The following is a 26,235-nucleotide window of genomic DNA, read 5'->3' as shown; positions in this document are numbered from 1 at the left end:
GCATGACTCTCCTGAAAGGTAAGCCAGGTGTTGCGAAGACCTGGTACCGCAGGAATGCGTCACACGGGTGTGGAAGGCGGCAGGCGGGGCGGCTTTATCATTTTCACGATAGTTTGAATTTTTTTCAGGCTTTCTGAACCGGGCACAGGTATGGTGCGCCGGCTTGCATGTGGACCTGCAATTCAAGAGGCCCTTGGGTGGTTATGTCCTCTGCTCGGTAACCCGAGAATCTCGATGTTCCGAGGATGAGATACCCCCTTCGACACGGTGTTTAGACCGTGCCGGTTTGCTGCATTCGTTGGGCCACCTGGGCCTCTTCTGGAATGCACCACGTGCGTTCTGAAAGCGCTGAAGTGCCGGTTAGGCGTTGGAAGATTGGCCTTCCTGAAACGGAGGTCAACGATTATGAAGCGTATGCTGAATATTCTGAGCCACGTACTGACCATCTACCGGCTTTTATCGGCCGTGTGGGGGTTGATGCGTGACCACTGTGATGCGGTCTAAACGCCCGTCCAGTGTTGAGATGTAAAAAGGCCACCCGAGCGTAAGCAGAGGTGGCCTTTCTGTTTCCGGAGTGCAACTCAGGAAGGCAGGCCGGGTACGACTTACGAAGGTGCGTACCAGCGACGTTCGATGTTCAGCTGATGCTCACGCTCGTAGACACTCACGGTTCCAGCATGCTCATGTCGACCGCCCTCGTACTGGTCCGGATCGCTATCCAAAAGCTCATCGAGTATTCCCTTGACCCTGAGAGCGTGAGCTGCGCGCTTTGCTTTGATCGCCTTGCACACGTCTACAAAATCGGGATCAGCTTCCCCATGGCGGCGGTAGGAAGCCGCCATCTTTTGAAAGATCTGCATGTGCTGGTCATCCAGGTTACGCAGGCCATTGGCATCCATGGGGTAGGCAGCGCCGGCGTACATGGCCATCGCGAACGACTGAAGAAAGCCCGCGGCCGCATAGTCGCTGTCGACCAACACTGCCCGGTGGGTGGCGAATGGAGATTCTGTCATCTGTAGAGATCCTGGAAGGTGGCGTGAGGTCGATGATTACCAGCCGGCATAGTGGGACACGAGGTGGCCCCAGTCAGCGAGAGCCGAGTTATCGCGCAGGATGGTCAGCGCCTCGGCAGCGAGAATTTTCGTTGGGCAACCGCCGGTGAGGAACACGTTGTCCTTACCTTGGTTGTACAGATGCATAAGGCTCAGAGTCATCACCCTCTGAAGCGGGGTCATGGCCCTATACGCCTTACGCATCGCAGTTAGCTTTTCCGGGATCTCAGCGTAGTCCCTTGCCCAATCACACCCCTTGGGCCGGAGACTGTAATGATCGCCTATAGCCTGGAACGGCTTGTTGTGGCGCTCAAAGCACCCATGCAGCTGATACTTCTCAACGATAGCCCAGGCGGCCTCGCCGAAAATGCGTGCCCGCTCATCTGAACCCTTGAAAGAAGGCAGCTCAGCCCCGCACACGATCGCCAGGGCAGCATATTCCGCATAGTCCAGGCTCGGGATCTTGTCGACCAGGTCCACCAACGTATATCCAGGAAAGCGCCCGGCTGCGAAGGTAGGGTTAACCGCAGCATATGCTGCGAGGGCTGCGGGCTTCTGCGAGTGGTGGATATAGCCGTGACTGGCCGTTCCCACATCACTCAGCGACCACGTGCTCAGTGCACCTTGGTGGACGCCGAAGGCGGTCAACAGCTCTGTGGCTTTCACGTGATAGTGGGCTGCATCAAACATCGTTCGTCCTCTGAAACAGTTGATTGCAAAGCTTGTGGTGGATGGGGTTCTGCACCGCCAGATCTGCGGCTATGCATTCCTCTGCCAGGTTCGGCCTCGCTTCATCACTGCAACCCTAGAACGTCGGTGTGGGCTTCGCAACCCCTAGAAATATGGCCGAACAAGGCTAAATCGCAGGCACAAAAAAAGCCGCCTGAGAATGGGCGGCTTTCTTAGGCCAAATGAGCTGAGAGGATCATCTGGCATGCGCGTACTGAAACGGTCGAACCTCAAAATAATATCCGAATTGCAATCTAGTGGGCAACCTGACCTGCCCCACCTTTTCACTAATGAAAAACCCGACCACTAGGGCCGGGTCTGTGCTGCGTTTGGAGATGATCCAGCCTAAGCCGGCAGATACTTGACCTCGGTCTCCGACCTCACCAGCTCTTGGATCACTGGGCACGTGGAAAGGCCGGTATTGACCATGTATTTCGCTGCACTCAACAGGTAACGTCGCTCTGCCAGGTACTCGCAAGGCTCAAGACCGTTGGCTCCATGACATTCGGAGAGGAAGCATTGGTAGAACACGACCTCACGCATGTCAGGGTCAGATTTGAACTTCGGTTTCACACCTACGACACGTGCTAGGTGGAATCCTGTTGGGATCACCGAAGCCCCGTGGGCAGCAGTAAGGGTTTGCAGCATGGTGGCCCCCTGGGCATTGCCTGTGATTGCGATCAAGCTTCTGAACAGGTATCTAAGCGGCTACATAGGGCACGCCAGTAACGGGCATCCTGCATCGACTCCCTCCTCATACGGCGGTATTCGGGCCTATAGCGGTGCGGTTCTGTACGAGCGGAGAGCGAGTTTTCCTTTGCCATTCGTAGACAGAAATTCAACTTGAACAGGGCATGTGCTTTCGGTCGGGTTGACTGCTGTGTTGTTGCGGTGGTCATTGGAATTGCTCCTTTGATTTTTGGCCTAGTGCGTGGAGATGGCGCACATCGATCACCACGCAAGCAGCTCGGCCGCGGGATCGAGTAGGAGGCGGCTTCACAGCCGCCGTCCTCTCACACCACCGTGCGTACGGTTCCGTACACGGCGGTTCAGGTTATACGGCTAAGCCGGTTTATCGTATCCAGTATCGAGACCAGTCCGAACCTATCCCATAGCCTCTTCGGTAGCGCCTGATTCACATGAGATGCTCCCGAGTTCCACCACGGGCCTCGGCCATTAAAGGCCGATTTACAGGCACGTTCTTCGCTCAGGCCCAGGCGCATCAGGTTGCGCGCCCTCGTTGAGGGCCGTTTCCATTGACGCCAGATGACGCAGCGAAGTTTATGCCTGACCCAACCATCCAATTTCTCAAGTGGGCGTTTGCTCTGGCTGAGCTTGAAGTAGCCAGCCCAGCCTCGCAGGACAGGGTTGATTCGCTCAATGACAGTCGCCACTTTGCGGGCCCTTACACTGCGTAGCAATATTCTGAGTCGGTCGCGTAAGCGCCCCAGGCTCATCGTTGCCACACGCAGCCTTGGTTGCTGGTGCCTGCTCATCCCGTAACCCAAGTAGTCACACTTCCAAGCCCCTGCTACTTGGCTCTTCTTCCGGTTCACCGTCAGTTTCAAACGATGGCACAGGAAGCGCTCGATACTGGCCAACACCCGCTCGCCCGCCCGAGGACTGCGCACATAAATGTTCGCATCATCGGCGTAGCGCACGAAGCGATGACCCCGCCGTTCCAATTCGCGGTCGAGCTCATCCAGAAGGATATTCGACAGCAACGGCGAGAGTGGGCCGCCTTGCGGTGTCCCCTCTTGCCGTTGGCTGACGATACCGCCCGACATGGCCCCAGCTTCAAGGTAGCGGCGGATGAGCCTAAGCACTCGCTTGTCTTCGACGCGACGCTGCAAGCAGGCCATCAGGATGTCGTGGTTGACCCGATCAAAGAACTTTTCCAGATCAAGCTCCACGCACCAGCGATGCCCCGCCGCCACATGGGAGCGGGCCAGTTCAACGGCTTGGTGAGCGCTTTTGCCCGGACGAAAACCGTAGCTGTAGTCCGAAAACAGCGGATCGAAGAGTAGCGTGAGTTGTTGCTGTAATGCTTGCTGGATCAGGCGATCCACGACGGTGGGGATTCCCAGTTGCCGTGTGCCGCCCTGCGGCTTGGGAATTTCAACCGCTCGCACTGCTTGGGGATGGTATTCACCGGCCAGCAACCTGGCCTTGAGGGTTGGCCAATACTGTTTCACGTAGCCCGCCAAGTCAGCGACCGTCATGCCATCGGCACCCGGAGCCCCCTTGTTGCTAACCACGCGTTGATACGCACGCCTGAGGTTGGCCGGTGCAAGCACCCGCTCCATCAGCGTGTCCGGCTCCGCGTTCGTCCACGTCGCTGACGCCGCCGGCACCTTTGCACTGTCAGGCATCACCCTCGGCTTCTGGCCGGGATTCGGAGTGACAGATTCCGTTGTAGGAAATTTCTGCATTACGGCTACCAACGAGACAGTGACGCCTACTGGCGGCATAACCTGTTCGGCCCTTGGTGGCGCGGTTAACCGCCACTTACTACGGCCTCGGCTGACTTCTGCACGCTCGTCCCGTCGCCTCTCGACGCTCGGTAGCACAGTGGCAAACGTGCAGATCTCCCAGGGTAATTCGCGTGACCTTCCTGCTTATGCCTGTCGGATTTACGTCACAGCGTCCCGTGCAAGTACTGGGCTTTGACGATTTGGGCCGCCTCACCCCGCTGTGCCGCCTCTATCCGCTTCCTGTTCGTCAGGCCAGCAGTTTGCCTCGGGCTTCCTTCAGATTCGCGGTCGCCCACGACACCCTTGCCTCTGGCTAACACTTCCCCTTGCCGGGTGTGTAGAGGACTTTCACCTCCAAGTCACCCGCTTTGGCCACCACAACCAAGCGGGTTGCGCTACGCGCAACGCGCCATGCCTGGCGCACCCAAAAAAAAAGCCCGACTAGGTCGGGCGTGGGTGTAGCGTTAAGCGGTCTGGTAGATCAGTTCCGCCGGGTAGACGAAGACCTGAAGTTTTCCCTGCAGACATGACAGCTCATACACCTGCTTCGCTGGTGTCCGGCCGGGGCCTGGCAGATGACGTTTTCCGACTTCAGACCAGCCCAAGCGTTTCAGTTCAGCAACCTTCTGCTCCTGGTAATGCGACATTGATGGATCCCCCTTCGTGATCACAGTCGACCAGCTGGTTCCATCTCACCAAAAATCCCGAACTCAACAAGCGTGCTGAATGCGATTTCGAGGGCCGGCTTTTGGTGGGCGAGATCCAATGCTCTCTCCCCTGCAGCTTTCCCTTTCTCCGCCTGCCAATCACACAGGAAGTCGGAGAACCGACGGTATCTGTGGAAGTCGATAAACCGGTCGAAGCAGACCTCTTCTGAGGCTGCCAGGGCGGTCATCGCCGTGAGCAGATCTTCAAATGCAGGGAGTTCACTACGTTTCAATGTGCCATCAGCTAAGAGCTGGTCGACCGTGGCTTCAAAGCGTTGCTGGTGTTCTTCCAGGCTACCGCTCACGATCCGAAGCGCGTGATCCTTCGCGACAAACTGATTTCGCCCATCGCGGTGATAGCGCGGATCGAACTCAGCGAAGCTGGTCTGCTTGAGTGAAAGCCCAGAGGTGACTCCCTCACGATCTGTTTCGATGTTCAGGCGATCAACGAATGGGGTCGACCACCGGATGCCGGTCAGCCCCTGGCGACCAGTCTGGACCATCACCATCATTCCATCAGTCAGTTCAAGTGTTGCGAGCATGAGTGTGTCCCCTTAGAACGTTGATCAAGTCCAGGGGGATGAGTCACATGAACCACGAAACTCACCAATTTTGTCTGATCGGGCACACTCCCGGGGCACCGAAAAAAACCCGGCACGTGGCCGGGTTGGGTGTAGCTTTAGGATACAGAGGGCCTGGGAGCGATAGCAGGCTCACAAGCGCGGACCACCACTTCGTAAACCAGCTTCGGCCGAGGGCAGTTCCACTGGTTTTTGAAGAAGACCCCGTTGGCGTTGTGACACCCATAGCTGGCCGTCAGTCCATCGAGCTTGCCGAGCTCCTCCAAACGCTTAGTCAGGTCGAAGGCTCTCTTACCGGTGACATGCCAGAAGCCACGCCTGGCCACCGTTTCCCGCATTTCCTGCTCAGTCTTGGATACAGCCATTTCAGCACCCCTTCCCGGCCGCAATCTGGCGCTTAACAGGCACCTTGTAGGCGTAGTGGGTGACCACGTCGCAGCGCCGCATTCCACGTCGAAGCATGTTGAGTGCAGGCTGATGCTCACGAGTATGGAGGCAGTAGCGTGTGCCACCCTCTAGTCGACGGAGCTCGCCCATTTCATGATTGATCAGCGCAATGTTCAGCTCATCCTGCAGCTGTTCCCGCTCCGGGCCTGTGGCGTTATTGACGCGATTCTGCAGAGTTTCGATGATAAGGCTCATGGTGCTCCCCATAGGTGTTGGTCTAGTTCTGGGATATGCATCACAGGCAACTGGAACAGCACCAATCGAGGAGATCCCATGGCTTGGGATGTTGAGGTAGACGCTAGCGAACGAGCGCCAGGCTCATTGAAACCGGTAGATGATCTTCTCTGTTTTGCAGAGGGGGCATCGCTTGGCGATCCTCACCACCTCGCCAGAATACTCCCGTGTCACGATACGCCCAGGATGGCCGCGCAATCTGCAGATTGCTCTCCTGAATTTCTGATACAACCCACTCATCAAACGACAACCGTGCCCGCACTTTATGGATGGCACAATCGTATCATGTACAGCCCGACTGCCGGCGGTGCACCTCATTGACGACGTATCATCAAGGTCCAAAAATGGGGCCTCGAACACTGCCCTCCTTCGAGACTCAACCCATGCAAGCAAAAGCGAAGATCGACCGCGCAGCTCTTGAGGCAATAGCCGAATCAACCCGCCGCGGGCTGTTGCTTCTTGTCGACAAACCCGGTTCTACCTTCAATGGTTTTCCGCGAGGAACCTGCGGTCCTGCCTCGGACATCCTAGGTCGACTCATCAAAGAACAACTCGGTGCTGATGGTGTGTATGTGTGGGCTGAAGACCATCCGAACCTAAAAAGGGAGCAGTCTCACGCCTGGTTCGAGGTCGACGGGTTCATTATCGACCTCACCTATGATCAATTCCCAGATACCGGGCTTACAGGTTGGGTCTTCGATCAGGGCAACGAGTGGCACGCCAAGTTCGCCGAGCAGGAACGTCGGCAGGGCTTCTGTCCTCCCAGCGGCTGGCCTGAATATCCACTCGATGGTTATGCCGCCGCTAAATCACAGATCTGAACAGGCAGGTCCCGGTACGGTCCACATGCACTGGTCCCAGGCGAAAAAAAACCCGGTCTAGTGACCGGGTCATGTGCAGCGTTTGGAGCGCGAGCATCAAGCTGGCGCTAAAGCCTGAAGTGCAGCAGTCATGCCGACTCCAAGATTTGTTCACCGGAGTGACAAGTCGAGAGATCGATCTCTACTGGCTTTTGGTCAGATTTTGCGGTCACCACGAAGGTGCACGCGCTGTCCTGTTCACCGGCGGCAATGTGGCTGCGGAAGTACCGGTCTGCGACGGCCTGGGCTGCCGCATGGTGATCCCCCTCAACCTCAACATCAGCACTCCAAGTAACGAGATACTGCCGTTCACCGCCAGCTTCAAGTTCAGTTGTGCCTCCGGCCAAGTGGAAGTGACTCTGCAGTTCAGCGATCGGCTGACGTGCGCTGACAACCTCGACGTCAGAATGTCTGATGAATCCCGAGAACCAGAAGCTGGACGCATCCACATTTAGACAGCCGGCCTTCAGTAACACATCGTTGTCGCAGCCGATCTCCTCCGCCTCTTCAGTGCCAGGAGCGTACTGATGGAATGAAGCAGTGCTGTCAAACGTCTCCACTTTGTGAAGCCCATTCTCTTTAACCAGTCGAGCTAGATTGATGATGCGTTGAGTTGCAGCCAGATCGATGCTGAAGGATGCAAATTCTGGCGTATCTTCTGCGCCGTTGGTGGCGCGGGTTTCAACGATATAGGCCTTTGCGGTGCTGGACGAATTCATAGCGATACCCTCAGGTGTGTTGGTCTAGTGAAGGGAGATGCATCACAGCCAACATGAACCGAGGACCCCAAGGACTGAGACGCCCCGCAATGCGGCGTTGCCCCACTGAATGACGCCAAAAAGAAAACCCCGTCGCTAGGACGGGGTTTGATGGGGGTTAACGGCGATGAGAGCAGATGCTCTTCAAGGCCCTGTCGACCAGGTCACCTTCGTAACTCAAGATGACCTCCACGTTGCTGCACGAGCGCTGGGAAGGTCCCAGAGCACGTGCTGCGATCAGGTAACCGTTGGGGTCCACTTGCGATGCAGCGCCGAACAGAACCGCATTATCGACCACTGCGCGGAGAACATCCCCGGCGCCATCGTCTTCGGTCCAACTGGGTGACACGGTGTTGCGAGCACTGACCTGGTTACCGCATACACGGAAGTGCTCAAAGCGCCCGGGGGCATTTTGAATCGAGACCGAGTCGCAGCCTTCAAATTTACCCACGTAGATGACCGGCCGTGTGGCGCCGTTGATGCGAGCTACGGTGGACATTTTTGAGGCAGCAACCGACAGAACAGCATCTGAAGCCTCCGAAGCACTTGCCGCATGCGGTAGCACCTGGAAGGCTAAAGCCGCGGCGATCGTGTACCAGCGTTTCATGAGGCGACCTCAAGTTTCGGAATTGAATTTTGACGTGAACGCATCAGCGTCGGAGAGGTTGCGTGCAAGATCTGCTGCTTGGGGTCCGAGCTGAGCGTATCACCAAGGAGCACTATGATTTCCCCGATTTCGACTCTATGAATGGCACAATTCGCGGCCAGCTGAATCGCAACCATGCGAGCGCAAATGCCATCGATATCGCATGCGTGAAAAAGCCATTGCTGGAGCTCCCCAGGACCTTTCGTTTCGAGCAGGTAGTTTGCTTTTGCCAACAGCATAACTCCACTGCCACAAGCCGGATCTGAGTAAGCTTTGAGATCACCGGCGCGAGGCAGGTCGATGTCACCATCGCTCATCCTGACCATCAGGCTTGCCAATGACCAGGGCGTGAAGAACTGCCCCAGCATTTGCTTGCCGCCATGGCTGGCCAGCTCTTCGTAGAGTGGGCCTAAAATGTCCTTGAACGGTTCTTCATTGGCCACCGCCTGATCGTACAGCGTGATAACTCGTCCTATTTTACCGCGGACATCATCAGGTATGGGATACCAGGGCTGAAACCCCCAAAGCTCCATCACTGCCCCTAGGAAAAATCGAAACATCTCCGCCGGCGGATACCGGTGGCCATCACACAGTGCTTCTGCCAGTGGCTTGATGGTGGGTGGTACCGCGCGTGCTAGTTTGCTTGCCATGGGCAATCTCCAGAGAGGTTGGTCGTATGCATTGGGATGCATCACAGCGACCTACAACGCCGGCCGGCGCCTGGGCATAAAAAAACCGCTCCGGTTAGGGAGCGGTTGCGTAGCGTTAATCAGCGGACTCTTCCGGATCAGCAACGTCCGGAATGGAATCACGCGGCACCCATGTCCAGGTTGCGACAAATGCGCCATCTTCACACAGCGTTACCTGGGCATCTTCATTGACCTGCAGATCATCATTGGCGATGTTGTCCAGCGCCCATGAACGGTACCGGTCCTTGAGAGCGTTCGAGTCCACTGCCTGCTGATCCGGCTCTTCTTGCGCCAGCAGTTTCTTTTGAGCGAGCTCATCGAGCAACTGAGCAGAGGGAGCGCACTGCGACAGACCGAAGTGAACTCCCTGGAGCCCGTAGCGTTTGGAAAACTCTTCTGCCGTCATCTTGGCCAGCACCTTCTCGATGCAATCACTGCACAGACCGTGACCAGCATCTTGATTGCCCCATTGCCGACCTGTGGTACGAGCACCACAGCACGGGCACAACAAGCGCACTGGGGCATCAAGATGCCCGGTCAGGTCGACTTGTGCATATGGAACATCACGGAGCTCACAGTAGGCTTTCTCATCGCCATCGGCGTCATACAGGCCCAATGTGCACTCATCCCACTCCTCAGGTTCAGCGATGGACACCTCGATCGAAAGAAGCAGGTATTGACCGTTGCAGAACTCCTTCCGCAAAGCCATGCAACCGCCTCCGGTGTGATAAACCTCGAAGCCATACGCCTGTACGGGGTCAACAACAGTTGTTCCGCACGGTGAAAAGTAGGGGTTGCGAATCTCCACGTCGTTGAACATGAAAGCCATCTCCGACGGTGAATACGGCCGCTTGAGTTCCTCGCCATTCGGCAGGACCTCGGTCATGACCATTTCTTTGGTATCAGCTGCGTTGTTTGCAATTACGTCCATGGTGCTGCGCCTCTTTGGGTAGTCATCTTGGTCTGAGATGAAGCACAGCCAGCTGTAACGACAGGCAAAAAAAAGCCGCCCCATAGGGAGCGGCGGTACAGCGGTTTAGATTCGAGCAGAGACCTGGTAACCCTTGCCTCCTTCAGCCTGCGTCACGCCGGCTTCAAGAGTGATGGTCACATCTTGCAGTCCTGCATTCTTGAACATACTCGCCACAGTTTCGGCTACCGGCTGCATTTCAAACGGCAAGACGGTGAACCAAGCTTTCGAAAACTTGCACCATCGGCACCCGTATCCAGCGAACCAGCCATTCTCGCGATTTCCAGGAACCGGATCAGGCATTTCCAGAATCTTGTTGATGCGGGTGGCAAAGGCTTCCGGGAATTCCTTCAGAACTGAAGACATAGGAACCTCTCGATCAAGCGGCTTGGTTGTGCTGTTGCTGTTGCTGGCGCTTGCCCAGCTCATTAAGGGTGTCCAGTTTTGCGATGAATCGCTCAGCCGCAGTGGTGCTGGCCAACTCAGAGACCGACTCATAACGGTTCATTCCGCCTGAATAGTCCTTTCGGCCCTCACAGGATCGGTAGAGCACTTTGAGCACTCGATCTGAACCTAGATGAACCATCAGATAGAGATGATCGCTGTGCAGGATCACCTCCCCCATGACTGCGTTCCCGCCTTTACACGACCGAATTTCGTAGCTCGTTTCTGGAAGCTTCAAACGGCCGGCGATCTCTTTGAGCAATCGCTTGCCAGAGCGGTGAAGGGTTTCTTTGGTGATGCGTTTTTCGAGCAGCGCTTTAGGGATTTGCAGCATGACGTTTCTCCACAGGGAATGACGGTCTCTTGCGAAGACCTGGTGACGGGAGATGCGCAACACAGGCATGCAAAACAATCGCGGCCCTTTCCAAGAGCACTCAACAATCCATAACACGTATGTATATTTCTATTGATTTGCTTTCAATCCTGACAGTATTATCCGGCCATCCAATTGATATCACCTAACAAGGTCAGGACGAATCAGCCCATGCACAACAATGCAACCCCCTTCAAGCCACGTCTCTCCCTGCTTGTCGCCTCCATCGCACTGGCCATGAACGCTGGCACTGCGCATGCCGCTTACGCCGGCATTGATGTCTACGCACCAACGCTGGGCTCCTCCAGTACCACCTATGATTCGCACATCGGCGGCTCTGGTGATGGCTCCACCCTGGTTGGCGCCCAGTTCAACCCGAGCACCGAAACTACCGAGGCCTTCAAGTGGACATTGCTGGGTGGCAAGCAACTGCTGGCCAGCCTTGGGACCAATGCCGCCGCCTACGCTGTGTCGAACGAAGCTGACGTCATCGTCGGTAGCTCTGTCGACAGCGTCACGGACAACGAAACCGCCGTGTACTGGAACAACGCCGGCATTCACAAGCTGGACTTCCTGAACGGCGGTGCCGAAGCTGAAGCACGCGCCGTTTCGGCTGATGGCAGCGTCATCGCCGGTTCTGCCGACGACGGTCTGACCGGCAACCGATCGGCAGTAACCTGGGACCTGGCTGGCGCTGTGACTCAGCTGGGCTACCTGAACGACGGCACCTACAGCTACGCCATGGGCATCAGCGCTGACGGCAAGGTGGTGGTGGGGTACGCACAGAACGGCGCCGGCAATGGTGATATCGCCACTCGATGGGTGGGCGGCGGTAGCGCCGAGAGCCTCGGCACCTTGGAGGGTGGTACGCAATCCATCGCCACGGCGACCAGTGCCGATGGCACTTACATCGTCGGTGCGAGTGACTCTTCGCTCGCCCTGAGCGAAGCTATGATCTGGTCCGAGCTGTCCGGCATGAAGGGCTTGGGCTTGCTGGCCGACGGTACCCTGTCCAAGGCTGAAGGCGTCTCCGCCAACGGCGCCGTGGTCGTCGGTATCGCGGACACCACTGGCACTGTCTTCTCCGGCTTCCGCTGGACCGCTGAGACCGGCATGCAGTCGCTGGTCGAATGGCTGCAGGATAACGACCCTTCCTACACTCTCCTGGCCAACAACACCCTGAACTCCGCCACTGCGGTATCTGCAGATGGCAACACCGTCTTCGGCCTGGGCTTCCTGAATGGTCGCTCGCAGCCGTTCGTAGCGCGTTCCTACGGCCCAATCTCCGAGCCTGTGGTCACTACCCCACCGGTGGTAACCACTCCGCCTGAAGAGACCATTCCAGAGGTGACCCCTCCCGTCGTCACCCCGCCTGTTACTGACCCAACGCCGCCAAGCACCGGTGGCTCCTCCAATGCAGGGGACACTTCTACTGGCGGCAGCGATGCAGGCACGGGCACCGGCGCCGGTGGTACCGAAACCGGTGCGGGTACCGGTGGCACTGGGGGCACTGACACGGGTACTGGTGGTACCGGTGGAACTGGCACTGGCGCGGGTGGCGCTGAGGCTACCACTCCACCGACTGGCGTGATCGGTTTGCTGGACCTCGGCGACTCGTTGCAGAATGCGACCCTGTACGCGCAAGCCATGCAGAATCAGCTGCAAGGCTTCGTCCAGGACCAACTGTCCTGCTCGACATTCGACACCAGCGGCATCTGTGTCAGCGTCAGCAGCCAGATGACTCATCACTCGGGTACTGTCCACGGTGACAACGTGTACGGCGGTGTTACCGCTGCATATCGACTGACTCCTGACCTGGTTGCCGGCATCGGCTACCAAGGCCCGAGCACCTCGCTCAAGATCAACGATGACCGCGTCGAGGGTGATACCAACACGATCGGTGCTTTCGTCGAGTACGGTAACCGTCTGCGCAAAGGCGTATTCGCCCGGGGCGCCGTGGCTGTTTCCGAAGGCGATGCCACCATCAAGCGCTCTTACAAAACCGGTGCCGGCGACGTCGAGTCGAAAGGCAAGGCCGATGTCAGCCAGCGTGCCGTATCCGGCCCGGTCGGCTACGTCTTCATCCTGCAGGACAACATCGCTGTCATGCCTTTCCTGGGCTTGGACTACCTCAACACCAAGCTGGATAGCTACACCGAGACCAGCGGCTCCTTCCCGGCGCACTTCGATAAGCGGACCGAAGAAAACATCTACGGTACCGCGGGCCTGGATGCCAGCATGAACCTGGCAAATAAGGCCATCGTCTCGGCGAACATCAAGCACGTCAGCCGCCTGAACAACTCGCAAGACGATCTGACCGGTGATGTGATGGGTGTGTCGCGCTTCGACATGAAGCAAGACACCACTGAGCGCTGGAACGAAGTGGGCGTTGGCCTGCAGGTTGCCGGCCCGTTCAAGGCCTCCCGCGTGGGCATCACCTACGGCCACCGCTTCGGCAGCGACAAAGCCGTTGCCTCGGACGTCGCTACGCTGTCCCTGTCGGTCGGTTTCTAATCGGAAACTGGTACACCAAGCGCCCCACTCAGTAGTGGGGCGTTTTTGTTTGTGGGCGGTTATCGGCAGGCAAAAAAAAGCCACTCCGAAGAGTGGCCGGGGATCATTGGTGTTAGGCAGCAGGCTGCTTGTTCTGTTGCTCCCACCAAGCGCGGAAGCTGGTTACCAGAGAGCAGCCATTGTCCTCAGGCAAGGCGATTACCGCCTTGTTCTGGAGACTGATTGCATGCTCTGGCTCACCATCACGTGAACAGTGGTAGAGCTTGAAGGTGTTACGTGTATCGAGCTGGAAGCAGCACAGAGTGCCCTTCGGCCGTTTGTAATAGACCCGGCAGAAACCCGAGTCAACGGAGTGGAAGGCCAGCTGTTCAACTGCTGGAACTTCAGCGGGAGGGAGCAGGCTGTTGCGATGCTCAACGAGCAGCACACGCAAGGCTTCCAAGTTGAGGGAGCGCTTAACTCCATCAGGGAACAGTTCGTCGCCAAACAAAGCGACCAAATCTGCCTCCAAACTCTCTTTTACCAAGTGGCAGTCTACCTGGTCCCAGGCACGACAATTGATCCATTCTCGCTTTTGCACAGGCGTTTCATTTTCATCAACGTAACCACGCTGATCAGCCATAGCCTCAGCTACTTTGACGCAGGCTTCAGCGTGGCTGGTAGCATGCACATAATCACTGTAGGTACCTTCATCCTCCTGAACCCAGTTCAGAGTAACAGCGTAAAGGTCAACGGCAGGTTGATTAACTCTTACTTTGGTGTCGCTCATGTTTAGTTTCCTTGATTAATTAGAGTTAGCCAGCGAGCTTCATATCTTGCTGAAGCGCAGTTTTGCCTTCATTGAAAGCGTTTAAGAGTTCCGGGATATCAGACAGGAGTGCATGAGGGGTTTCAGACGCCCCCCAGCCATATCCCCAGGCAGCATCCTTTGCATCTTGAAATGCATTGGCTGCTAGTTGAGTGGTTTCCGGCGATTTCATGAGTAGTACGGCTAACGCCCATTGAGATCGAGCGTAAGCCGCAAGCTGAAAACAGGTATTCATACGTTCACCACAGTAGTTTCATAACTATCTGTAATGACGCACACGGACCTGTATTGTAGTTGTACTGCGCAGTACACAGGCCAGGACAAATATCCGGATATTGACTTGAAGGTTTTGAAGCTTTGCTAAAGAATTACTGCATCATGTTCTAGGAATGAAAACCATGCTGCCTGACGCACTGGTAACCATCGGGATGTTCGCCATCGCCTTTTTCGTCATTTGGCTGATGCTGGTGTTCTTGCTCTTGATCCACGAAGCCGGGCATCTAATACCGATGCAGCGGTTTGGTATCAAGCCAGACAAACTCATTATTGGTGGATACAAGCTTTTCTCGTTCCGAAAATCCGGGATCATTCATGAAATTGGTCTGATTCCGCTGTGGGCATATGTGGTCAGCTCCGACTATGAAAAGGCGCCCTCAGACCGCCGGGCGATCATCGCTGCGGGCGGCCCTCTCATCTCACTGGCGACCGGCCTGCTGTTCTTCGGGATTAACTACGTCACGCCGAACTGGCCGACGCTTGTCGCGGCCCAGGGCTCGATCCTCCTGGCGGCGACTAACATCATCCCCCTGCCTCCAATGGACGGGTGGACGATCGTCGAGTATTTCTTGAACCGCCGCGGTATCTACTTTGATGACAGGAACAGGCGGCTCCTCATGGGCGTAGGGTTGGCGACCATAATTGCTATCACCCTCGCCCTCTAGAATTACAGAACTCTGCTCTTCATCTCCTGGTGCAAGTTCAACCCACCAGGAGATGACTCATGACCACTACTTCCCTCGACTGCACCTCACGGCTCCCAGCTGTGCGCCCAGGCTTCTTCGAGGAGGCCTTCCAGAGCTACAACGTACCGCCGAGAATCCGCGCATTTGCAGAAGCTTTCTGCATCCGCTTTGACGTTCGCGGCATCTGCGACCCGGCCTATTGTGCAAACTCTGCAGCCCTTAAGCTGAAGATCGGTGATGGTTGCGGGACCTTCGATCACGAGAAAGAACCCGTCGAGAACGGCATCCCCCTGATCGGTGAGCAACTGCTGTTCTCATACAGCACCTGCATCCAACGAGCAGAGCCAGGCACTACCGCCGACGTCATCAACAGCATGGTGAAAGCTGCTCTGGCGGGGGCAACCGTTGAGGAGCTCTTGCCACCGCCAGCAGCACCCGCTGCTACAAGCTGAACACACCCAAACCGCCTTTCGAGGCGGTTTTTTTTCGTCGATCAAATGCAGTTATTGCTTTTAGATACAGACGGCGTATGTGTTCATGTATTATTCACGCGCTAAAACCATGAAGGATCAACCATGCTCACGAGCCAGCCCCAGCAAGGCATTTCTTCTCCCGCCCACCTGCCGGCCGGCAGCACCTCAGCGGTTAAGTGGTTCTCCCAGGTCACTGTCGAGCTTTCGTATTGGCACGGGAATCAGAGACTGAAAAACCTCGATCAGTTCGAATGGCATGGTGATGCCGTGATGGCGCCAGCGCTGACCCACGCTCAAAGCAAATGTGATTTCTACCAGATCGACGAATCGTCCTCCCTTGAGCTGTGGGCGTTCCGCTCCCAGTGGCAAGTTGCGAAGGTTCGTGAGGGCGCCGACCAGCACTGGTCGTTTGCGGACAGCCTCGACCATGACGTGACAAGGGTCTTGGTCAGCCATCATCCAGTCTGGTCATCAAAACACGGGAAGATGTCCCCTCCTGACACCTGGCCAGGGTTCACCGCTACATTCCGGAAAATCATTTCGGTCGACGCTAGCCGGTCAACCGCTGAACTGGGAGGCTTGGTCACTGCGGCTCTGTGCGTCATCGAGCAAGGTCCTGAAGCTCTGGGGCTCGCGATTACCGATGGTGGAATTCGAGACCTGACTATTACACGCGTCGGAGCAAACACCCGTAGTGCTGGTTGCGAGTTGTTGATGGTGACGGGGGCAATCGCGGTGGCCATGTCACCCTACCAGGCTGAGCCCGGCTTTGACCAACTGGAAGCAGCCGTCCGCAGCTCAGTCGGCATCAAGCTATCCCTCGTCGACGGAGTCACTGCCTCGGGGCACCTCGATGCTGGGCAGCGCTCGACAATCTGGGTAGTCGAAGGACAAAATACACTAAATAATACCTAGCGCGTATGCGTACGCGTTATGTAATATTGCCGCGCCGGACAGATAGATACCCTGTCCGAATGGCTGGTGTCGGCAAATCTGGGTTATGCGCAGGTGTCAGTCATCTCTCTTAGCAAGTTCAACGATTTCTGACCCTTCAGGAGGGCACCGCCATGACCACAACCGTCGAAAACAGCAGCAGCGAACACCAGTTGGATCTGGATTTCCGCATGATCATCACCACTGGCAACATCAAAAAAGCGATGGAAAAGGGTGATGGCAAGAAGCGGTTCACCGCAGGCGACCTCTGGAACATAGCGCCAGGTACTATCCAGGTCATCCCGGGGTACAACGTAAGAGAGCGAAATGCTGACTACTTGGCCAACGTTCAGAAACTGAAGCAATCCATCAAGGACAACGGATTCAAGAAAGACTCGGCTCTCTCGGTCATCATCCGTCGCGATGAGAATGGAGAGCAGTCAATTTGTCTGAAGCGTGGCCATCAGCGTCTTGAAGCCACGATGGAATTGGTCGCCGAAGGTGAAAGCATCCCGACCGTCCCTTGCATCATTGCTGCAGATGATTGTTCCGAAGAGGACATGACTGCAGACCTTGTGCTCAGCAACAATGGTTCACCGCTTAGCCCATATGCAACAGCAGTTGTTTGCAAACGCATGACCCGCTTCCATCCCGATGACCATTCCGCGATCGCCAAAAAACTGAATCTCTGGCCCGCCCAGGTTTCGGACTACCTCTTGATGATCAACGGACCTATCGAGATCAGGAACTACGTCCGCGACGGAGTGGTTTCCTTCACGCTGGCTGTTCAGATCCTTCAAGAGCATGGCCCCAAAGCTCTGCAAGTGATCGAGCAAGGCCTTGCCCGCTCAGCTGCTGCAGGCGGCAAAACCGAAAAGCTCAGGCCAAGGTTTGTTCCAGGCAAGGTCATCAAGAAGGCAATTACCCAAGCAGCTCCAACGATGAAAACAGCCATCGAAAACATTAGACAGGATAAGGGCTATTCGCAGTTGAGCCCGGAGAATCAACAGAAGCTTGAGGAGATCCTGCAGCAATTCCGCCTGGCGGAAGAGGAAGAGGAAAAACTGAACGTGAACCCGTCTACTGAGCAACAGCTCGACCTCAAAGACACTGAGGAATAACCATGCCTTCCAGGCTGCCCCTACACTCGATGTAGGGGCTTTTTTTTGCCTACCGGAAAATGGCCTTCAACCTCGTCCTCCAAGTTGTATGCACCTCGTGCCGCTTCATTTCCCCGAAAGCTGACCACTCAAGCTGCACCGAACCGGATGAGCCCGTGCACATGATCGTGAATCGAGTGAACGATGCGCATGCCTCACAGGCAGCAAGCCCAGCCAGCTCGAAGCGATCGCCCGGCTGAGGTGTGACCTCCCCCCTCACCAACTCTCCGTTCAAACTACGCCGGCATTGGCCGCAGTCGACTGCGAAGCGGGCCAATTGAGTACCATCTGAAAAGACGATCGGGAGGCGAAGGTGCAAAGGCCTCACCTGCCGCCACCGGCTGATCGCTCCGTCAATTGTTGAAGTGCTACCAACCTCAATACTGCTTGCCACTGACACGGCCCTCATCGATCGCCTGCATGTACACCTGGACCCAACCTGGAATCCGCCGCTGCCCTCTTTCCCAATAGCCTACTGCGGCGTACGCCCATCCCAGTGCATCGGCCAGTTGTGTTTGTGTCCACCCTAGAACCTCGGCCCTGATGCGCCTGATGTCTGCACCGGCCAGGCTCGGTGCGTCGCCGACCAGCTCACCTTGCACTGCAGCTTGGAAGAGCGATCGAGCTGCAGCCGGTATATGGCCCCCTTTCTCCCATTTCGATACCAGCCCGGGTGACACGGACAGCATCGAGGCTATAGCTGCCTGAGTCAGGCCTGCTGCATGGCGCTGGAGGGCAAGATCAGTGTGCACGGTTTGGGTGAACTGGATCTGGTGCTCAGTGGCCATGTCGTCGCGATAGCATTGCGCTGCTCGCTTTGCGCGGGAACGGCCGTGGTAGGCCAAGTCGCGAAAATGGCGATCGGCGACAAACTTCCCATCCTTCATCAGTCGAACGCGCCAGCCGGCATCAGAAGGCTTCGATGGGCGGTTGTCCCGGGTAATGCCCTGCATGCTGGAGTCAGCGATGCGCCTGACAGCCGATACTTCGATGCCAGGTGCGGACGTGGAGGTATCCATAAGCCTCAATCATCCAGGGAGTCGTTCTGATCTGACTCTTGGGCATCATCATCACCCAGGAACAGCCCATTGCTGGAGAGCAGACCACCACCCAGAACGAGAGCTGACGTAACCGCCAGTGCCGGCACCCCATCCGACTCCCCTGCGTCAGCATTGGCGCCCTTCGGCCGCGGCTTCACCGGAATCGGGATACTCGCTGCCGCAGTTGCCGTAGGAGCTTGAAGTGTCAGGGGGGCATCAGGACGCTTTTGAGGTACCGGCTTTGGTAGAGGATTGCCCCGATCTGGCATGAGTAGTGGCACATCATCGTCCAGATTTATCGTGACCTCACTGGCCTGCGCTTTCTCCAGGCTTTTGAAAAACTCATCAGACCGCGCCATCAATTTGCGGAACTGCTTGTCGGTCATGAGTTCCCGCCGGCGCAGCCCACCCATGTTCCGGATGGTGTCTGTAGTGATGGCGTACAGGGCATCTTGAAGCTCAGTGCGCACCTGGTGCGTCATGTATTCACACTTCAAGGACAGTACTTGTTCCGCTCGGCCAACCTGGGTCTCCAGTTTCTCAAGCGCCTGAAGCTGGCGCTGGATCCGCAGTTCTGCCACTTGTGCCGTGGTTCTGGACCGGTTGAACCAGTACCAAGCACCGAGGAGGAAAAGGGCCCCCGCGGATGCAGCCAGGTACGTAGGCAGTTCGCTCGAAGGAGGGTCTGGCACAAGATTTAAACTGAACGAGTCGGCTGAGACCAGGGACAGTGAGAGCACCCCTGACAGAGACAAAAGCAATGGTCGTTTCGCAGTCATATCGGGCTCCAACGCTGACAGCATCAATAGGCATATTTGATACATAACGCGTACGCGTACACGCATAGTATCGCCTTGGATTTAATTGTCACGCTGAAAGAATGAGCTGCCAGGGTTTCCCCTACGGATGACCTATTTTCGGGGTGCAGCTGGAGTACTGCTGATACGGCCGGCAGTGGAAGCGCATGGGCACCCAGGCTCTTGCAAGGATGGTCAACAGCTGTGGCCGATGGGTAGGAGTGAACTTTTCTGTGAAACGCCGCCCCGCTTCACAAAAAAAATGACCAGGCGCCGATCAAAACGGGGCCTGGTATGTCATCTATTTTGTGAACCTACACCTGGCATTACATCTGATCGAGCTTGAATGAACTGGCGCCAGCCACGAGGTCACTTCCTAGGTTGCCGAGGATCGTATCCTGAGAAACGGCTACACCGTGGCCCCTGACGCCGCCTGTGCTAACCCAGTAGACCTTGCCTGTGCCAGCCTCCACCACGCGCTTGTGGAGCTGCACCGAATAGCTGAAAAGCCGCTCACCTGGTTGATAGTCGGCCGTTTCCAGGTAGGCGTAAAGCTTGTAGCCGCCATCCAACTTCACAATCTGCTCTGGCAAGTGGGATGAAATCGTCTCCTTGACCAGGTCCTGAGGGATTTCATTGGCATTGGAAGAAAGCACAAGCTCGACAGCAGAGGCACTGCAAGCGCCGAATGCCGCGATGGCGAAGATGGCCAGTTTTGTCAGTCTGATCATGGGGGCTTACTCAAACAGGGTCGTTTTGGGTTGATGCGTGAGTGGCGCAATCTGCTGGAGAGATGACCTCCCCGCGTAGGTGCAACATCATCGCGTAGATAGCGACATCGAGCGGGTCTCCTTTCTCGACGTGCTCGCGCAGTTCTCTCGATAGGAAATCAGCAGGGCATGTATCGCCTTCATTCCAGCCAGCACGGCCTTTCGCCCGGCTCCTGGCCATCTTCACCTTCATGCTGAGCGCGATGGCGTCGACGGCCGCATCATCGAGCTCTGTCTCACTGAGCTGGTAGGGGGCGTTGTAAATACGAACAACAACGGCCGATCGATCAGGCACCAGTACCCGGACTTGCACCTCACCGACCTCTTCCAAGGCCGCGTGCACGCCACCGGGGTTCTCCCGATGAGCTACCCGGAGCGCATCCAGCCAGATCTGTTCTGTTGCCATGTCGCTGCCGGCTGCGCCTGCAGGCGCAGAGGCCTGGTTCTTCGCGTTGGCCAGAAACAACACGGTATTGCATGCAGGGCAAGGGGTCATCTCGTTATGGCCAATAATGGCCCCCTGGCTCGCCAGGAAGCCATATCCAGCGCATTGAACCGCCCCCCTTACTACCGCGCAGCAAGGGGTGTCGGATGGAGCTGGCCCTGGAAACGCTCCTGAGTCTTGGTGCGCTATTGAGTTCTCTACTTGCACGAATTCACCTGAGGCACCGATCAGAGGAACACCGAAGTGCTGTCCGCTGGGGGTTGTGCTTGGAATGGTTGGACTGCCGGCGATTCACCCGTCGACACTGGAGTCGATGACAGAAGCGCAGACGCTTCCTGCCGGGCTTGGTGGATGACTGCGGGATTGATTGCCTTCCAGTAGCAATAGGCTGATCGGGAGTTCTCGTGCATGGAAAGGTCACGCTTGCGCATCAAATGCTCGATCTCCGAAACCACCCAGTGGCCAGCGCCAAATGCGTGCTCCTTGCCACCGATCCAGTACTGAGCATCAGTGATCTTGAAGAGCATCTCGAAGACGGCCAGCGCCGCAACCGCCACTGGATCAGTCCTGCCCTTCAGGTGAGCCATGATCGGACCGAGAGAGCGTATATGGCCCAGGCGGAGCGAATTGGCCCAGGAAACTGCACGAGTGTGGCCCACCAGCTGGGGCAAGCTGATCTGATAGAAGCCCTTTGCTTGGGGCTTCACCAGGTCGCGGATATGGGCGCTACAATCCCCGCAGAGAGTGCTATTGGCGTAGAGGCGATCCTGCCGGCGCCCGCCCATCCCCGGAGAGGAAAAGCTGAACAGATCAACATGCCCACAAAGGCACTTGGTTGGAGCAGTAATGTGAGCCGCCATAGACACCTCCAGAAAATGCACCGGCGACAACCGCCAGAATCTTTCCGAAGCATAACACGTATGTATAATATTGGCGTTAGCGAATGCTGTGAAAATTCCCCTTTCCTAGGCCGCCGGCAGCAGCGATAGGATCAGGGGACCAAGCTCCTTGGACGTGTAGGCACCAGAGATAGCCATCTTGACACGAAACGGGATGGGTCTACGCCCTGTGCGGATCTGAATGAAATCCTCCAGGGACAGGCCGATACGGGACGCTTGCTCACTGTCACTCAGCCCCGAGATCGCTGCCAAACCATCGAAGAAGGCACTGACCAGGTCTGGTGATCCGCCGGCGTCCAGGCGATCGAAGAAACCATACACCAATGTCTCGCGGACCACCTGTGACTGTTGATTGGCCGCCTCCACTGCCTCTCGAATTGGCTCTGGCAATGCTGCGAGCAGAGTCGACAAGGTCACCTCCACACCCATCGCGCCCAGCGTGCGTATGCGCGCTGGAGGCGGCAAGGGGCGCATGTGCACTCGGCATTGGCGGATCATGGAGATGCTGATGCCAATTTCTTTGCTAAGCCGGGTATCCGCCCAGCCCTGCTCGTCGCGGAACTGGTCCATCAGCTGGGCCCAGGCAACATTGCTCAAACCGCTATCCGCCGATTCGAAAAAGAGATTGCGAGAGCTCATATTGGCTGACGCTTCGGGACTGCTGCCCCCTTCATGAAGGTCGAACATCTATTTGCTTCCGTTAGCATCTGCAGCAGCCTGGTCATCCAGCTCCACAGGAGCGGCCACGTAGGCGCGAATGATGAGGAGCAGCGCTCCACCGACAAGGCAAAGGAATACTCCCTTGAAAATCAGCTTGGGGGAGATCTCCACCAGGCCGGCGCCAACAGCCATGGTAGCCAGCAGGCCCATGACTACGACGACAAGAGCAACCACGACGCGAATGATCAGAGAGTGTGAGGAACGGCTATCCATGACTAGAGCCCTATCGATACGTAACGTGTACTGATAATACTGGATGAGCATAGATCAGCACAACGCCACGTGCGACCCCATGGAACCCATACTTCCGAGCGCAAAAAAAACCCGGGCACTTGGCCCGGGCATACAGCTGGTTTACAAACTGGCCATCCCATGCGGGATGATTGGCGAGGTAACGGTATGCAGTCCGAAACCGTTGCCCTCGATGCTTACCGAAGCAGTCTTGATGCGTATAGCACCCAGAATACCGACATCGGAATTGGAGACGATACGCTCCTGGCCAGTCTGCGTGACCGAAACAGGTTCGAAATCGGCGCCCATGTCATTGGCCAGCAACTGATTGATGCGTTTAGCCATTTCGGATGCAGCCTCGTCGGCAAGACCTTCTGCCGAAGCGGAGTCAAAGCAGATACCGATCACCTCTGCATCCGCACCAGACTCCTCGTCGTCCTGGGACAACACGACGTGGGCCGTGGCCTTCAGTTCACTGGAGCTCACCACCTCGGCGATGACTGTCGATCGATACGCTTGCTCAAGCTCAGCGAGCTCAGCGTCACGTACCGTTCCTGCAGGGTACGATCCCACCTGGTGCAGCAGGTGACCGCGGGAATCGACTGCAGCTGCTGCGAGTTGGGCGTATTTGATTGCTGTGTTATGGAAGTTCATGCGTTTCTCTCCTGAAAGGTGGGTGCAAGGCCTTGCGTTGCCTTACAAGCAGGTAATGAGAAACACGGCGTTGTATTCTTGCGTCGGTCCATGACAGGCGCTCCTTGGTTGCGAATCAGCGAGTTACTCGGCTTATATCCAATTTGCCGCTAGTGAAATCAAGATCAAAAATGGCACGACCTATGATTTCCTTATCCGTGACAAACCCCCAGTAACGGCTGTCCAGGCTATTGGGTCGATTGTCACCCAGTACGAAATAAGAATCGGCAGGAACAGTACATGCCAAGCCTGACAGATTTCTCTCACAACCGGGAATAGCAGGAAAATCAGTACTTACACCAAAGTCACTGATACCAGGGTCTTTGATCGTGCCGGTTTGTAAGTCGTGAATATTCTCCAGCGCATAATCGACCTGCTTGAGCTTCCCGCTAGCTTCATCTTCGTAAGCATATGGCTTCTCGCCCACATGTACCGCCGGTACATTATTAATGGCCAATACACCGCCTTGATAAGTGATGTGGTCACCTGGCACTCCCACCACACGCTTGATGTAAGGCTTAGACGGATCGAGTGGGAATCGGAAAACCAGAACATCGCCAAATTTCGGGGGTCGACCTTGCGTGATTGGCTTCGGAACGAATGGCAATCTCATCCCGTAGGTGAACTTATCGACTACAACGACACTCCCCACCCCAAGCGTGGGGCGCATCGATGACGACGGAACAAGGTATGGTTCGGCGACAAAGGATCGGAATAGGAGCAGGAAAACGGCAACAGGCGTCAACTCCACCAGAAAGGCCACCACGCCTTGCGTGTAGTGATGCCGGCCCCTAGCTCCCCGATACCGTTCATAGACCCAGAACGGCAGGCCAAGGACTGCTGCAGTCGCGAGCAATGTCGCCATGTCCAAAAATGTGCAAAGCAAAATGTAGGGGCCGAGCACCGCGGCGGCGCACCCTAGGGAGTAAATCCAGGCTGGCCCGTGGGCCTGATACTTTTTGCGACAGAGCGCCGGAGCAGCTACGGTCAAGCCAACTCCGATCAAAAACAGGCTCATAAGTATTTGCCCATCTTTTTATGGTAACGATAGATAGCCAAGCGGCTTATGAACAGAGCAAAAAAGATACCGCCCACTGCCCAGCCAACCACCTTGACCCAGAAGCCGTAGCTGTAGGCAGGGGTGACTTTGAACTTCTCCAGGAGGAATTCAATTAAGGATCCAACCGTCCACAAGAGCGCTGCAACCACCCATCCGTTCATGAGGAGTTGGATATTGTACTTCACGCCTTTAGGCTGCTTCTGTGTAGCGAGCATGTTTACTCCGCGGCTATGAACGACCACCCTGCCCGGCTTAGCGCGCATTTGTATCCGCTCAGCGGCTTGATCAACAGAGTTGACTCAAGTGACGCAGCGATACAATCAAAGTGATAGCTGTAATATGAAGAGAGCTTTTCCACGTCCGCACTAAGGGCTCGCCAGTATGGCTCGTAATGCCGGCTGCCTAGAACGGGTGCAGTATTTTCGTATTGGAGAGGAAACGGCTGCAGGGTAAGAAGCGCCAACCGGCATTTCGAACGAAGCCAGGTACATGAAACTTCGACGATAGACTGACTCAGCTCTGACGACCTGAATTTATCGCGAACTTCCAGCCGGGTTATAACAAAGACGCTGCCAGCTTCCAGCACAGCGCCGAAGTCCTGATGGCAGGTCCTGACCAGCTCGTGAACCAGCGCCTGGACGGCCTCGCTGACCAGATCGCAAGCATCAGCCAAGGAGTATCGCTTCCCCTCTCCACTGGACAACAAAACCCCGTCCAGGATAGCGACCGGAACAGCCTCTGACTTCAATAGGAGCCAGGCTGTAACCAGTCGCACTTCACACACCGCAGAGCCATCAAATACATCCCCTGAAAGGCTCAGCTCCACGGTATAGCCACCTGCGAGCTCCACGCGCTCAACCACCCCGCGATGCATCGGAATCTCGCTGTAGAAGCCGGTATCGATCAGGCTTCGCACATACGGACGGCACCGAGTGATTTGCGTCAGGCTGGCAGACATGGTGCAGCTCAGCGCAGACCGGCGCCAGCACGAGCCTGCTCAGCTTTGGCTTTTTTACGATCGGCCATTTTCATCAGCTGTACGAAGAGCACTGCCATCACCAGGACCGCGATCAGCACGAAAGCGAGTGTGGGGGTGATGTGGCCAATCTTTGCCCACACAAACACGAAAGCCGCGAGTGCTAAGGCTGCCGGCACTTGGCCAACAATGTTCAACGTCCGCATGGCCCAGAATTGGATTTGCTGCATCTCAAGCTCCTAGATTTGATTTATAACACGTACGCATAATACTGGATGAATCAAAATACTTCTAGCCATTCGATGTCATGATGCCGCCACAAAAAAGGCCTCAGTTCACAGATATGAACCGAGGCCTTGGCCATCGACCAGGACAGGCTTACAGCGGGATGAAGATCGAGTAGAAACACACGGCCAGTGCGGCTGCGCAGAGGGCCGAGCACAGCCAGATCAGGATATTGACATCGCGCAGCGAACGGTCAGCAAAGCCCTGAATGGCCTGGACCTGCTCAGGGCCAGAGGCGTTTTTCACAGTGAAAAGAGCTTTGCGGCGGTTGATAGCGATCGAAATGATTACGGCCAGCACCACAACGGCGATACGAGCGAGCATGTCGGTAGTGATTGTCATAGCGGTTCCTCAGGTTGGGTTGGATACAGAACAGGTAGTACGATTTGACTGGCGAGAGGTGGCATCACGGCCGCCCCCCTTGTTGAGACATGGTTTTGATGGCTGCTAATACTGGGTCCCTGGGGCCGGTATCCTCGCCCTCGCAATGGGTCCGGTGCTCACC

At 56.3% G+C, this 26,235-nt stretch carries 35 protein-coding genes; 6 read left to right on the top strand and 29 right to left on the bottom strand.

What is annotated here, in order from left to right; all coding sequences use genetic code 11:
* Positions 1-605: 605 nt before the first annotated feature.
* The 8 genes from APH36_RS25720 to APH36_RS25685 form a co-directional block, all read right to left on the bottom strand.
* Complete coding sequence (locus APH36_RS25720; RefSeq protein ID WP_023383747.1) at positions 606-1,013, bottom strand: hypothetical protein; 408 nt, start codon at positions 1,011-1,013, stop codon at positions 606-608.
* 36 nt (positions 1,014-1,049) lie between these two features.
* Entirely contained in the window at positions 1,050-1,742 is a 693-nt protein-coding gene (locus tag APH36_RS25715; RefSeq protein WP_023383746.1) for a hypothetical protein, read from the bottom strand.
* Between the two features lie 384 nt (positions 1,743-2,126).
* Positions 2,127-2,429 (bottom strand): hypothetical protein, encoded by a 303-nt coding sequence (locus tag APH36_RS25710; RefSeq protein ID WP_023383745.1) that lies wholly within the window; start codon positions 2,427-2,429, stop codon positions 2,127-2,129.
* A gap of 401 nt (positions 2,430-2,830) precedes the next feature.
* On the bottom strand, positions 2,831-4,252 hold the full coding sequence (gene ltrA, locus APH36_RS25705) for a group II intron reverse transcriptase/maturase (RefSeq protein ID WP_024718247.1): 1,422 nt from the start codon (positions 4,250-4,252) through the stop codon (positions 2,831-2,833).
* A gap of 467 nt (positions 4,253-4,719) precedes the next feature.
* Positions 4,720-4,902: a hypothetical protein gene (locus tag APH36_RS25700; protein WP_023383744.1), complete on the bottom strand. Its 183-nt coding sequence runs from the start codon at positions 4,900-4,902 to the stop codon at positions 4,720-4,722.
* 20 nt (positions 4,903-4,922) lie between these two features.
* Positions 4,923-5,504 carry a hypothetical protein gene (locus APH36_RS25695; protein WP_054895136.1) on the bottom strand — a complete coding sequence of 194 codons (582 nt, stop codon included), beginning with the start codon at positions 5,502-5,504 and terminating at the stop codon, positions 4,923-4,925.
* Between the two features lie 137 nt (positions 5,505-5,641).
* A complete protein-coding gene (locus APH36_RS25690) occupies positions 5,642-5,908 on the bottom strand; it encodes a hypothetical protein (RefSeq protein WP_023383743.1) in 267 nt (88 codons plus the stop codon).
* Between the two features lies 1 nt (position 5,909).
* Positions 5,910-6,185: a hypothetical protein gene (locus tag APH36_RS25685; RefSeq protein ID WP_135002417.1), complete on the bottom strand. Its 276-nt coding sequence runs from the start codon at positions 6,183-6,185 to the stop codon at positions 5,910-5,912.
* Between the two features lie 422 nt (positions 6,186-6,607).
* Between APH36_RS25685 and APH36_RS25680 the strand changes: the two genes are divergently transcribed.
* A complete protein-coding gene (locus tag APH36_RS25680; protein ID WP_023383741.1) occupies positions 6,608-7,045 on the top strand; it encodes a hypothetical protein in 438 nt (145 codons plus the stop codon).
* 128 nt (positions 7,046-7,173) lie between these two features.
* On the opposite strand, the gene APH36_RS32840 is transcribed toward APH36_RS25680, so the two are convergent.
* The 6 genes from APH36_RS32840 to APH36_RS25650 form a co-directional block, all read right to left on the bottom strand.
* A complete protein-coding gene (locus APH36_RS32840) occupies positions 7,174-7,803 on the bottom strand; it encodes a hypothetical protein (protein WP_224459415.1) in 630 nt (209 codons plus the stop codon).
* 157 nt (positions 7,804-7,960) lie between these two features.
* On the bottom strand, positions 7,961-8,449 hold the full coding sequence (locus tag APH36_RS25670) for a hypothetical protein (protein WP_023383739.1): 489 nt from the start codon (positions 8,447-8,449) through the stop codon (positions 7,961-7,963).
* Positions 8,446-9,138 carry an N-6 DNA methylase gene (locus APH36_RS25665; RefSeq protein ID WP_023383738.1) on the bottom strand — a complete coding sequence of 231 codons (693 nt, stop codon included), beginning with the start codon at positions 9,136-9,138 and terminating at the stop codon, positions 8,446-8,448. Before APH36_RS25665 ends, APH36_RS25670 begins: the two co-directional genes overlap by 4 nt.
* Before the next feature lie 115 nt (positions 9,139-9,253).
* Positions 9,254-10,108, bottom strand: a complete 855-nt coding sequence (locus APH36_RS25660) for a hypothetical protein (protein WP_023383737.1) — start codon at positions 10,106-10,108, stop codon at positions 9,254-9,256.
* Positions 10,109-10,213: 105 nt separating this feature from the next.
* Complete coding sequence (locus APH36_RS25655) at positions 10,214-10,513, bottom strand: hypothetical protein (protein WP_023383736.1); 300 nt, start codon at positions 10,511-10,513, stop codon at positions 10,214-10,216.
* Positions 10,514-10,526: 13 nt separating this feature from the next.
* Positions 10,527-10,925: a hypothetical protein gene (locus APH36_RS25650; protein ID WP_023383735.1), complete on the bottom strand. Its 399-nt coding sequence runs from the start codon at positions 10,923-10,925 to the stop codon at positions 10,527-10,529.
* A gap of 210 nt (positions 10,926-11,135) precedes the next feature.
* Between APH36_RS25650 and APH36_RS25645 the strand changes: the two genes are divergently transcribed.
* Positions 11,136-13,478, top strand: coding sequence for an autotransporter domain-containing protein (locus tag APH36_RS25645; protein ID WP_060501064.1), 2,343 nt, complete (start codon positions 11,136-11,138; stop codon positions 13,476-13,478).
* Between the two features lie 112 nt (positions 13,479-13,590).
* Here the strand turns inward: APH36_RS25645 and APH36_RS25640 are convergent, their stop codons facing one another.
* Together APH36_RS25640 and APH36_RS31860 are read right to left on the bottom strand one after the other, a co-directional pair.
* Positions 13,591-14,247: a hypothetical protein gene (locus APH36_RS25640; protein ID WP_060495349.1), complete on the bottom strand. Its 657-nt coding sequence runs from the start codon at positions 14,245-14,247 to the stop codon at positions 13,591-13,593.
* 25 nt (positions 14,248-14,272) lie between these two features.
* Positions 14,273-14,521, bottom strand: coding sequence for a hypothetical protein (locus tag APH36_RS31860; RefSeq protein WP_122227892.1), 249 nt, complete (start codon positions 14,519-14,521; stop codon positions 14,273-14,275).
* A 154-nt stretch (positions 14,522-14,675) separates the two neighbouring features.
* Between APH36_RS31860 and APH36_RS25635 the strand changes: the two genes are divergently transcribed.
* From APH36_RS25635 to APH36_RS25620, 4 genes are all read left to right on the top strand, one after another.
* Positions 14,676-15,227, top strand: a complete 552-nt coding sequence (locus tag APH36_RS25635; protein WP_224459413.1) for a site-2 protease family protein — start codon at positions 14,676-14,678, stop codon at positions 15,225-15,227.
* Between the two features lie 59 nt (positions 15,228-15,286).
* Positions 15,287-15,700 carry a hypothetical protein gene (locus tag APH36_RS32185; RefSeq protein WP_023383730.1) on the top strand — a complete coding sequence of 138 codons (414 nt, stop codon included), beginning with the start codon at positions 15,287-15,289 and terminating at the stop codon, positions 15,698-15,700.
* A gap of 123 nt (positions 15,701-15,823) precedes the next feature.
* The gene (locus APH36_RS25625; RefSeq protein ID WP_023383729.1) at positions 15,824-16,636 is read left to right on the top strand and encodes a hypothetical protein; all 813 of its coding nucleotides are present in this window, start codon (positions 15,824-15,826) and stop codon (positions 16,634-16,636) included.
* Between the two features lie 152 nt (positions 16,637-16,788).
* Positions 16,789-17,775 carry a hypothetical protein gene (locus tag APH36_RS25620; protein WP_023383728.1) on the top strand — a complete coding sequence of 329 codons (987 nt, stop codon included), beginning with the start codon at positions 16,789-16,791 and terminating at the stop codon, positions 17,773-17,775.
* A 416-nt stretch (positions 17,776-18,191) separates the two neighbouring features.
* Here APH36_RS25620 and APH36_RS25615 read toward each other — a convergent pair whose 3' ends face one another.
* The 13 genes from APH36_RS25615 to APH36_RS25555 form a co-directional block, all read right to left on the bottom strand.
* The gene (locus APH36_RS25615; RefSeq protein ID WP_023383727.1) at positions 18,192-18,833 is read right to left on the bottom strand and encodes a DNA-binding transcriptional regulator; all 642 of its coding nucleotides are present in this window, start codon (positions 18,831-18,833) and stop codon (positions 18,192-18,194) included.
* 5 nt (positions 18,834-18,838) lie between these two features.
* Positions 18,839-19,633 (bottom strand): hypothetical protein, encoded by a 795-nt coding sequence (locus tag APH36_RS25610; RefSeq protein WP_023383726.1) that lies wholly within the window; start codon positions 19,631-19,633, stop codon positions 18,839-18,841.
* 344 nt (positions 19,634-19,977) lie between these two features.
* Complete coding sequence (locus tag APH36_RS25605) at positions 19,978-20,382, bottom strand: hypothetical protein (protein WP_023383725.1); 405 nt, start codon at positions 20,380-20,382, stop codon at positions 19,978-19,980.
* Between the two features lie 10 nt (positions 20,383-20,392).
* Positions 20,393-20,890, bottom strand: coding sequence for a hypothetical protein (locus APH36_RS32385; protein ID WP_054926275.1), 498 nt, complete (start codon positions 20,888-20,890; stop codon positions 20,393-20,395).
* Between the two features lie 203 nt (positions 20,891-21,093).
* Positions 21,094-21,726, bottom strand: a complete 633-nt coding sequence (locus APH36_RS25595; protein WP_023383723.1) for a hypothetical protein — start codon at positions 21,724-21,726, stop codon at positions 21,094-21,096.
* Between the two features lie 105 nt (positions 21,727-21,831).
* The gene (locus tag APH36_RS25590; RefSeq protein WP_054895178.1) at positions 21,832-22,452 is read right to left on the bottom strand and encodes a hypothetical protein; all 621 of its coding nucleotides are present in this window, start codon (positions 22,450-22,452) and stop codon (positions 21,832-21,834) included.
* Positions 22,453-22,698: a hypothetical protein gene (locus APH36_RS25585; protein WP_135002420.1), complete on the bottom strand. Its 246-nt coding sequence runs from the start codon at positions 22,696-22,698 to the stop codon at positions 22,453-22,455. It lies immediately after the preceding gene.
* A 141-nt stretch (positions 22,699-22,839) separates the two neighbouring features.
* The gene (locus tag APH36_RS25580) at positions 22,840-23,370 is read right to left on the bottom strand and encodes a hypothetical protein (protein WP_023383720.1); all 531 of its coding nucleotides are present in this window, start codon (positions 23,368-23,370) and stop codon (positions 22,840-22,842) included.
* Between the two features lie 115 nt (positions 23,371-23,485).
* Complete coding sequence (gene lepB / locus APH36_RS25575) at positions 23,486-24,427, bottom strand: signal peptidase I (RefSeq protein ID WP_082426454.1); 942 nt, start codon at positions 24,425-24,427, stop codon at positions 23,486-23,488.
* Positions 24,424-24,684 (bottom strand): hypothetical protein, encoded by a 261-nt coding sequence (locus APH36_RS25570; RefSeq protein ID WP_023383718.1) that lies wholly within the window; start codon positions 24,682-24,684, stop codon positions 24,424-24,426. Before APH36_RS25570 ends, lepB begins: the two co-directional genes overlap by 4 nt.
* A 2-nt stretch (positions 24,685-24,686) precedes the next feature.
* Complete coding sequence (locus APH36_RS25565) at positions 24,687-25,427, bottom strand: hypothetical protein (RefSeq protein WP_023383717.1); 741 nt, start codon at positions 25,425-25,427, stop codon at positions 24,687-24,689.
* Between the two features lie 8 nt (positions 25,428-25,435).
* Entirely contained in the window at positions 25,436-25,675 is a 240-nt protein-coding gene (locus tag APH36_RS25560; RefSeq protein ID WP_023383716.1) for a hypothetical protein, read from the bottom strand.
* A 148-nt stretch (positions 25,676-25,823) separates the two neighbouring features.
* The gene (locus APH36_RS25555; RefSeq protein ID WP_023383715.1) at positions 25,824-26,072 is read right to left on the bottom strand and encodes a hypothetical protein; all 249 of its coding nucleotides are present in this window, start codon (positions 26,070-26,072) and stop codon (positions 25,824-25,826) included.
* Positions 26,073-26,235: the final 163 nt, after the last annotated feature.

The organism is Pseudomonas sp. NBRC 111133 (genome assembly GCF_001320605.1).
GTDB classification, from domain to species: domain Bacteria; phylum Pseudomonadota; class Gammaproteobacteria; order Pseudomonadales; family Pseudomonadaceae; genus Aquipseudomonas; species Aquipseudomonas monteilii.
The sequence above is the reverse complement of the archived record's forward strand: the minus strand, read 5'-3'. Positions and strand labels throughout refer to the sequence as shown.

What these genes read in the sequence shown, in the direction of transcription:
- APH36_RS25700 (WP_023383744.1), bottom strand. Translation starts at nt 4,902, where the DNA reads ATGTCGCATTACCAGGAGCAGAAGGTTGCTGAACTGAAACGCTTGGGC.
- APH36_RS25645 (WP_060501064.1), top strand. Translation starts at nt 11,136, where the DNA reads ATGCACAACAATGCAACCCCCTTCAAGCCACGTCTCTCCCTGCTTGTC.
- APH36_RS25650 (WP_023383735.1), bottom strand. Translation starts at nt 10,925, where the DNA reads ATGCTGCAAATCCCTAAAGCGCTGCTCGAAAAACGCATCACCAAAGAA.
- APH36_RS25580 (WP_023383720.1), bottom strand. Translation starts at nt 23,370, where the DNA reads ATGAACTTCCATAACACAGCAATCAAATACGCCCAACTCGCAGCAGCT.
- APH36_RS25710 (WP_023383745.1), bottom strand. Translation starts at nt 2,429, where the DNA reads ATGCTGCAAACCCTTACTGCTGCCCACGGGGCTTCGGTGATCCCAACA.
- APH36_RS25615 (WP_023383727.1), bottom strand. Translation starts at nt 18,833, where the DNA reads ATGGATACCTCCACGTCCGCACCTGGCATCGAAGTATCGGCTGTCAGG.
- APH36_RS32840 (WP_224459415.1), bottom strand. Translation starts at nt 7,803, where the DNA reads ATGAATTCGTCCAGCACCGCAAAGGCCTATATCGTTGAAACCCGCGCC.
- APH36_RS25715 (WP_023383746.1), bottom strand. Translation starts at nt 1,742, where the DNA reads ATGTTTGATGCAGCCCACTATCACGTGAAAGCCACAGAGCTGTTGACC.
- APH36_RS32185 (WP_023383730.1), top strand. Translation starts at nt 15,287, where the DNA reads ATGACCACTACTTCCCTCGACTGCACCTCACGGCTCCCAGCTGTGCGC.
- APH36_RS25565 (WP_023383717.1), bottom strand. Translation starts at nt 25,427, where the DNA reads ATGTCTGCCAGCCTGACGCAAATCACTCGGTGCCGTCCGTATGTGCGA.
- APH36_RS25570 (WP_023383718.1), bottom strand. Translation starts at nt 24,684, where the DNA reads ATGCTCGCTACACAGAAGCAGCCTAAAGGCGTGAAGTACAATATCCAA.
- APH36_RS25670 (WP_023383739.1), bottom strand. Translation starts at nt 8,449, where the DNA reads ATGAAACGCTGGTACACGATCGCCGCGGCTTTAGCCTTCCAGGTGCTA.
- APH36_RS25555 (WP_023383715.1), bottom strand. Translation starts at nt 26,072, where the DNA reads ATGACAATCACTACCGACATGCTCGCTCGTATCGCCGTTGTGGTGCTG.
- APH36_RS25585 (WP_135002420.1), bottom strand. Translation starts at nt 22,698, where the DNA reads ATGGATAGCCGTTCCTCACACTCTCTGATCATTCGCGTCGTGGTTGCT.
- APH36_RS25635 (WP_224459413.1), top strand. Translation starts at nt 14,676, where the DNA reads ATGAAAACCATGCTGCCTGACGCACTGGTAACCATCGGGATGTTCGCC.
- APH36_RS25685 (WP_135002417.1), bottom strand. Translation starts at nt 6,185, where the DNA reads ATGAGCCTTATCATCGAAACTCTGCAGAATCGCGTCAATAACGCCACA.
- ltrA (WP_024718247.1), bottom strand. Translation starts at nt 4,252, where the DNA reads ATGCCGCCAGTAGGCGTCACTGTCTCGTTGGTAGCCGTAATGCAGAAA.
- APH36_RS25660 (WP_023383737.1), bottom strand. Translation starts at nt 10,108, where the DNA reads ATGGACGTAATTGCAAACAACGCAGCTGATACCAAAGAAATGGTCATG.
- APH36_RS25595 (WP_023383723.1), bottom strand. Translation starts at nt 21,726, where the DNA reads ATGGCGGCTCACATTACTGCTCCAACCAAGTGCCTTTGTGGGCATGTT.
- APH36_RS25720 (WP_023383747.1), bottom strand. Translation starts at nt 1,013, where the DNA reads ATGACAGAATCTCCATTCGCCACCCACCGGGCAGTGTTGGTCGACAGC.
- APH36_RS25605 (WP_023383725.1), bottom strand. Translation starts at nt 20,382, where the DNA reads ATGATCAGACTGACAAAACTGGCCATCTTCGCCATCGCGGCATTCGGC.
- APH36_RS25560 (WP_023383716.1), bottom strand. Translation starts at nt 25,675, where the DNA reads ATGCAGCAAATCCAATTCTGGGCCATGCGGACGTTGAACATTGTTGGC.
- APH36_RS25620 (WP_023383728.1), top strand. Translation starts at nt 16,789, where the DNA reads ATGACCACAACCGTCGAAAACAGCAGCAGCGAACACCAGTTGGATCTG.
- APH36_RS25665 (WP_023383738.1), bottom strand. Translation starts at nt 9,138, where the DNA reads ATGGCAAGCAAACTAGCACGCGCGGTACCACCCACCATCAAGCCACTG.
- APH36_RS25610 (WP_023383726.1), bottom strand. Translation starts at nt 19,633, where the DNA reads ATGACTGCGAAACGACCATTGCTTTTGTCTCTGTCAGGGGTGCTCTCA.
- APH36_RS25625 (WP_023383729.1), top strand. Translation starts at nt 15,824, where the DNA reads ATGCTCACGAGCCAGCCCCAGCAAGGCATTTCTTCTCCCGCCCACCTG.
- APH36_RS25640 (WP_060495349.1), bottom strand. Translation starts at nt 14,247, where the DNA reads ATGAGCGACACCAAAGTAAGAGTTAATCAACCTGCCGTTGACCTTTAC.
- APH36_RS31860 (WP_122227892.1), bottom strand. Translation starts at nt 14,521, where the DNA reads ATGAATACCTGTTTTCAGCTTGCGGCTTACGCTCGATCTCAATGGGCG.
- APH36_RS25655 (WP_023383736.1), bottom strand. Translation starts at nt 10,513, where the DNA reads ATGTCTTCAGTTCTGAAGGAATTCCCGGAAGCCTTTGCCACCCGCATC.
- APH36_RS25590 (WP_054895178.1), bottom strand. Translation starts at nt 22,452, where the DNA reads ATGTTCGACCTTCATGAAGGGGGCAGCAGTCCCGAAGCGTCAGCCAAT.
- APH36_RS25680 (WP_023383741.1), top strand. Translation starts at nt 6,608, where the DNA reads ATGCAAGCAAAAGCGAAGATCGACCGCGCAGCTCTTGAGGCAATAGCC.
- APH36_RS25695 (WP_054895136.1), bottom strand. Translation starts at nt 5,504, where the DNA reads ATGCTCGCAACACTTGAACTGACTGATGGAATGATGGTGATGGTCCAG.
- lepB (WP_082426454.1), bottom strand. Translation starts at nt 24,427, where the DNA reads ATGAGCCTGTTTTTGATCGGAGTTGGCTTGACCGTAGCTGCTCCGGCG.
- APH36_RS25690 (WP_023383743.1), bottom strand. Translation starts at nt 5,908, where the DNA reads ATGGCTGTATCCAAGACTGAGCAGGAAATGCGGGAAACGGTGGCCAGG.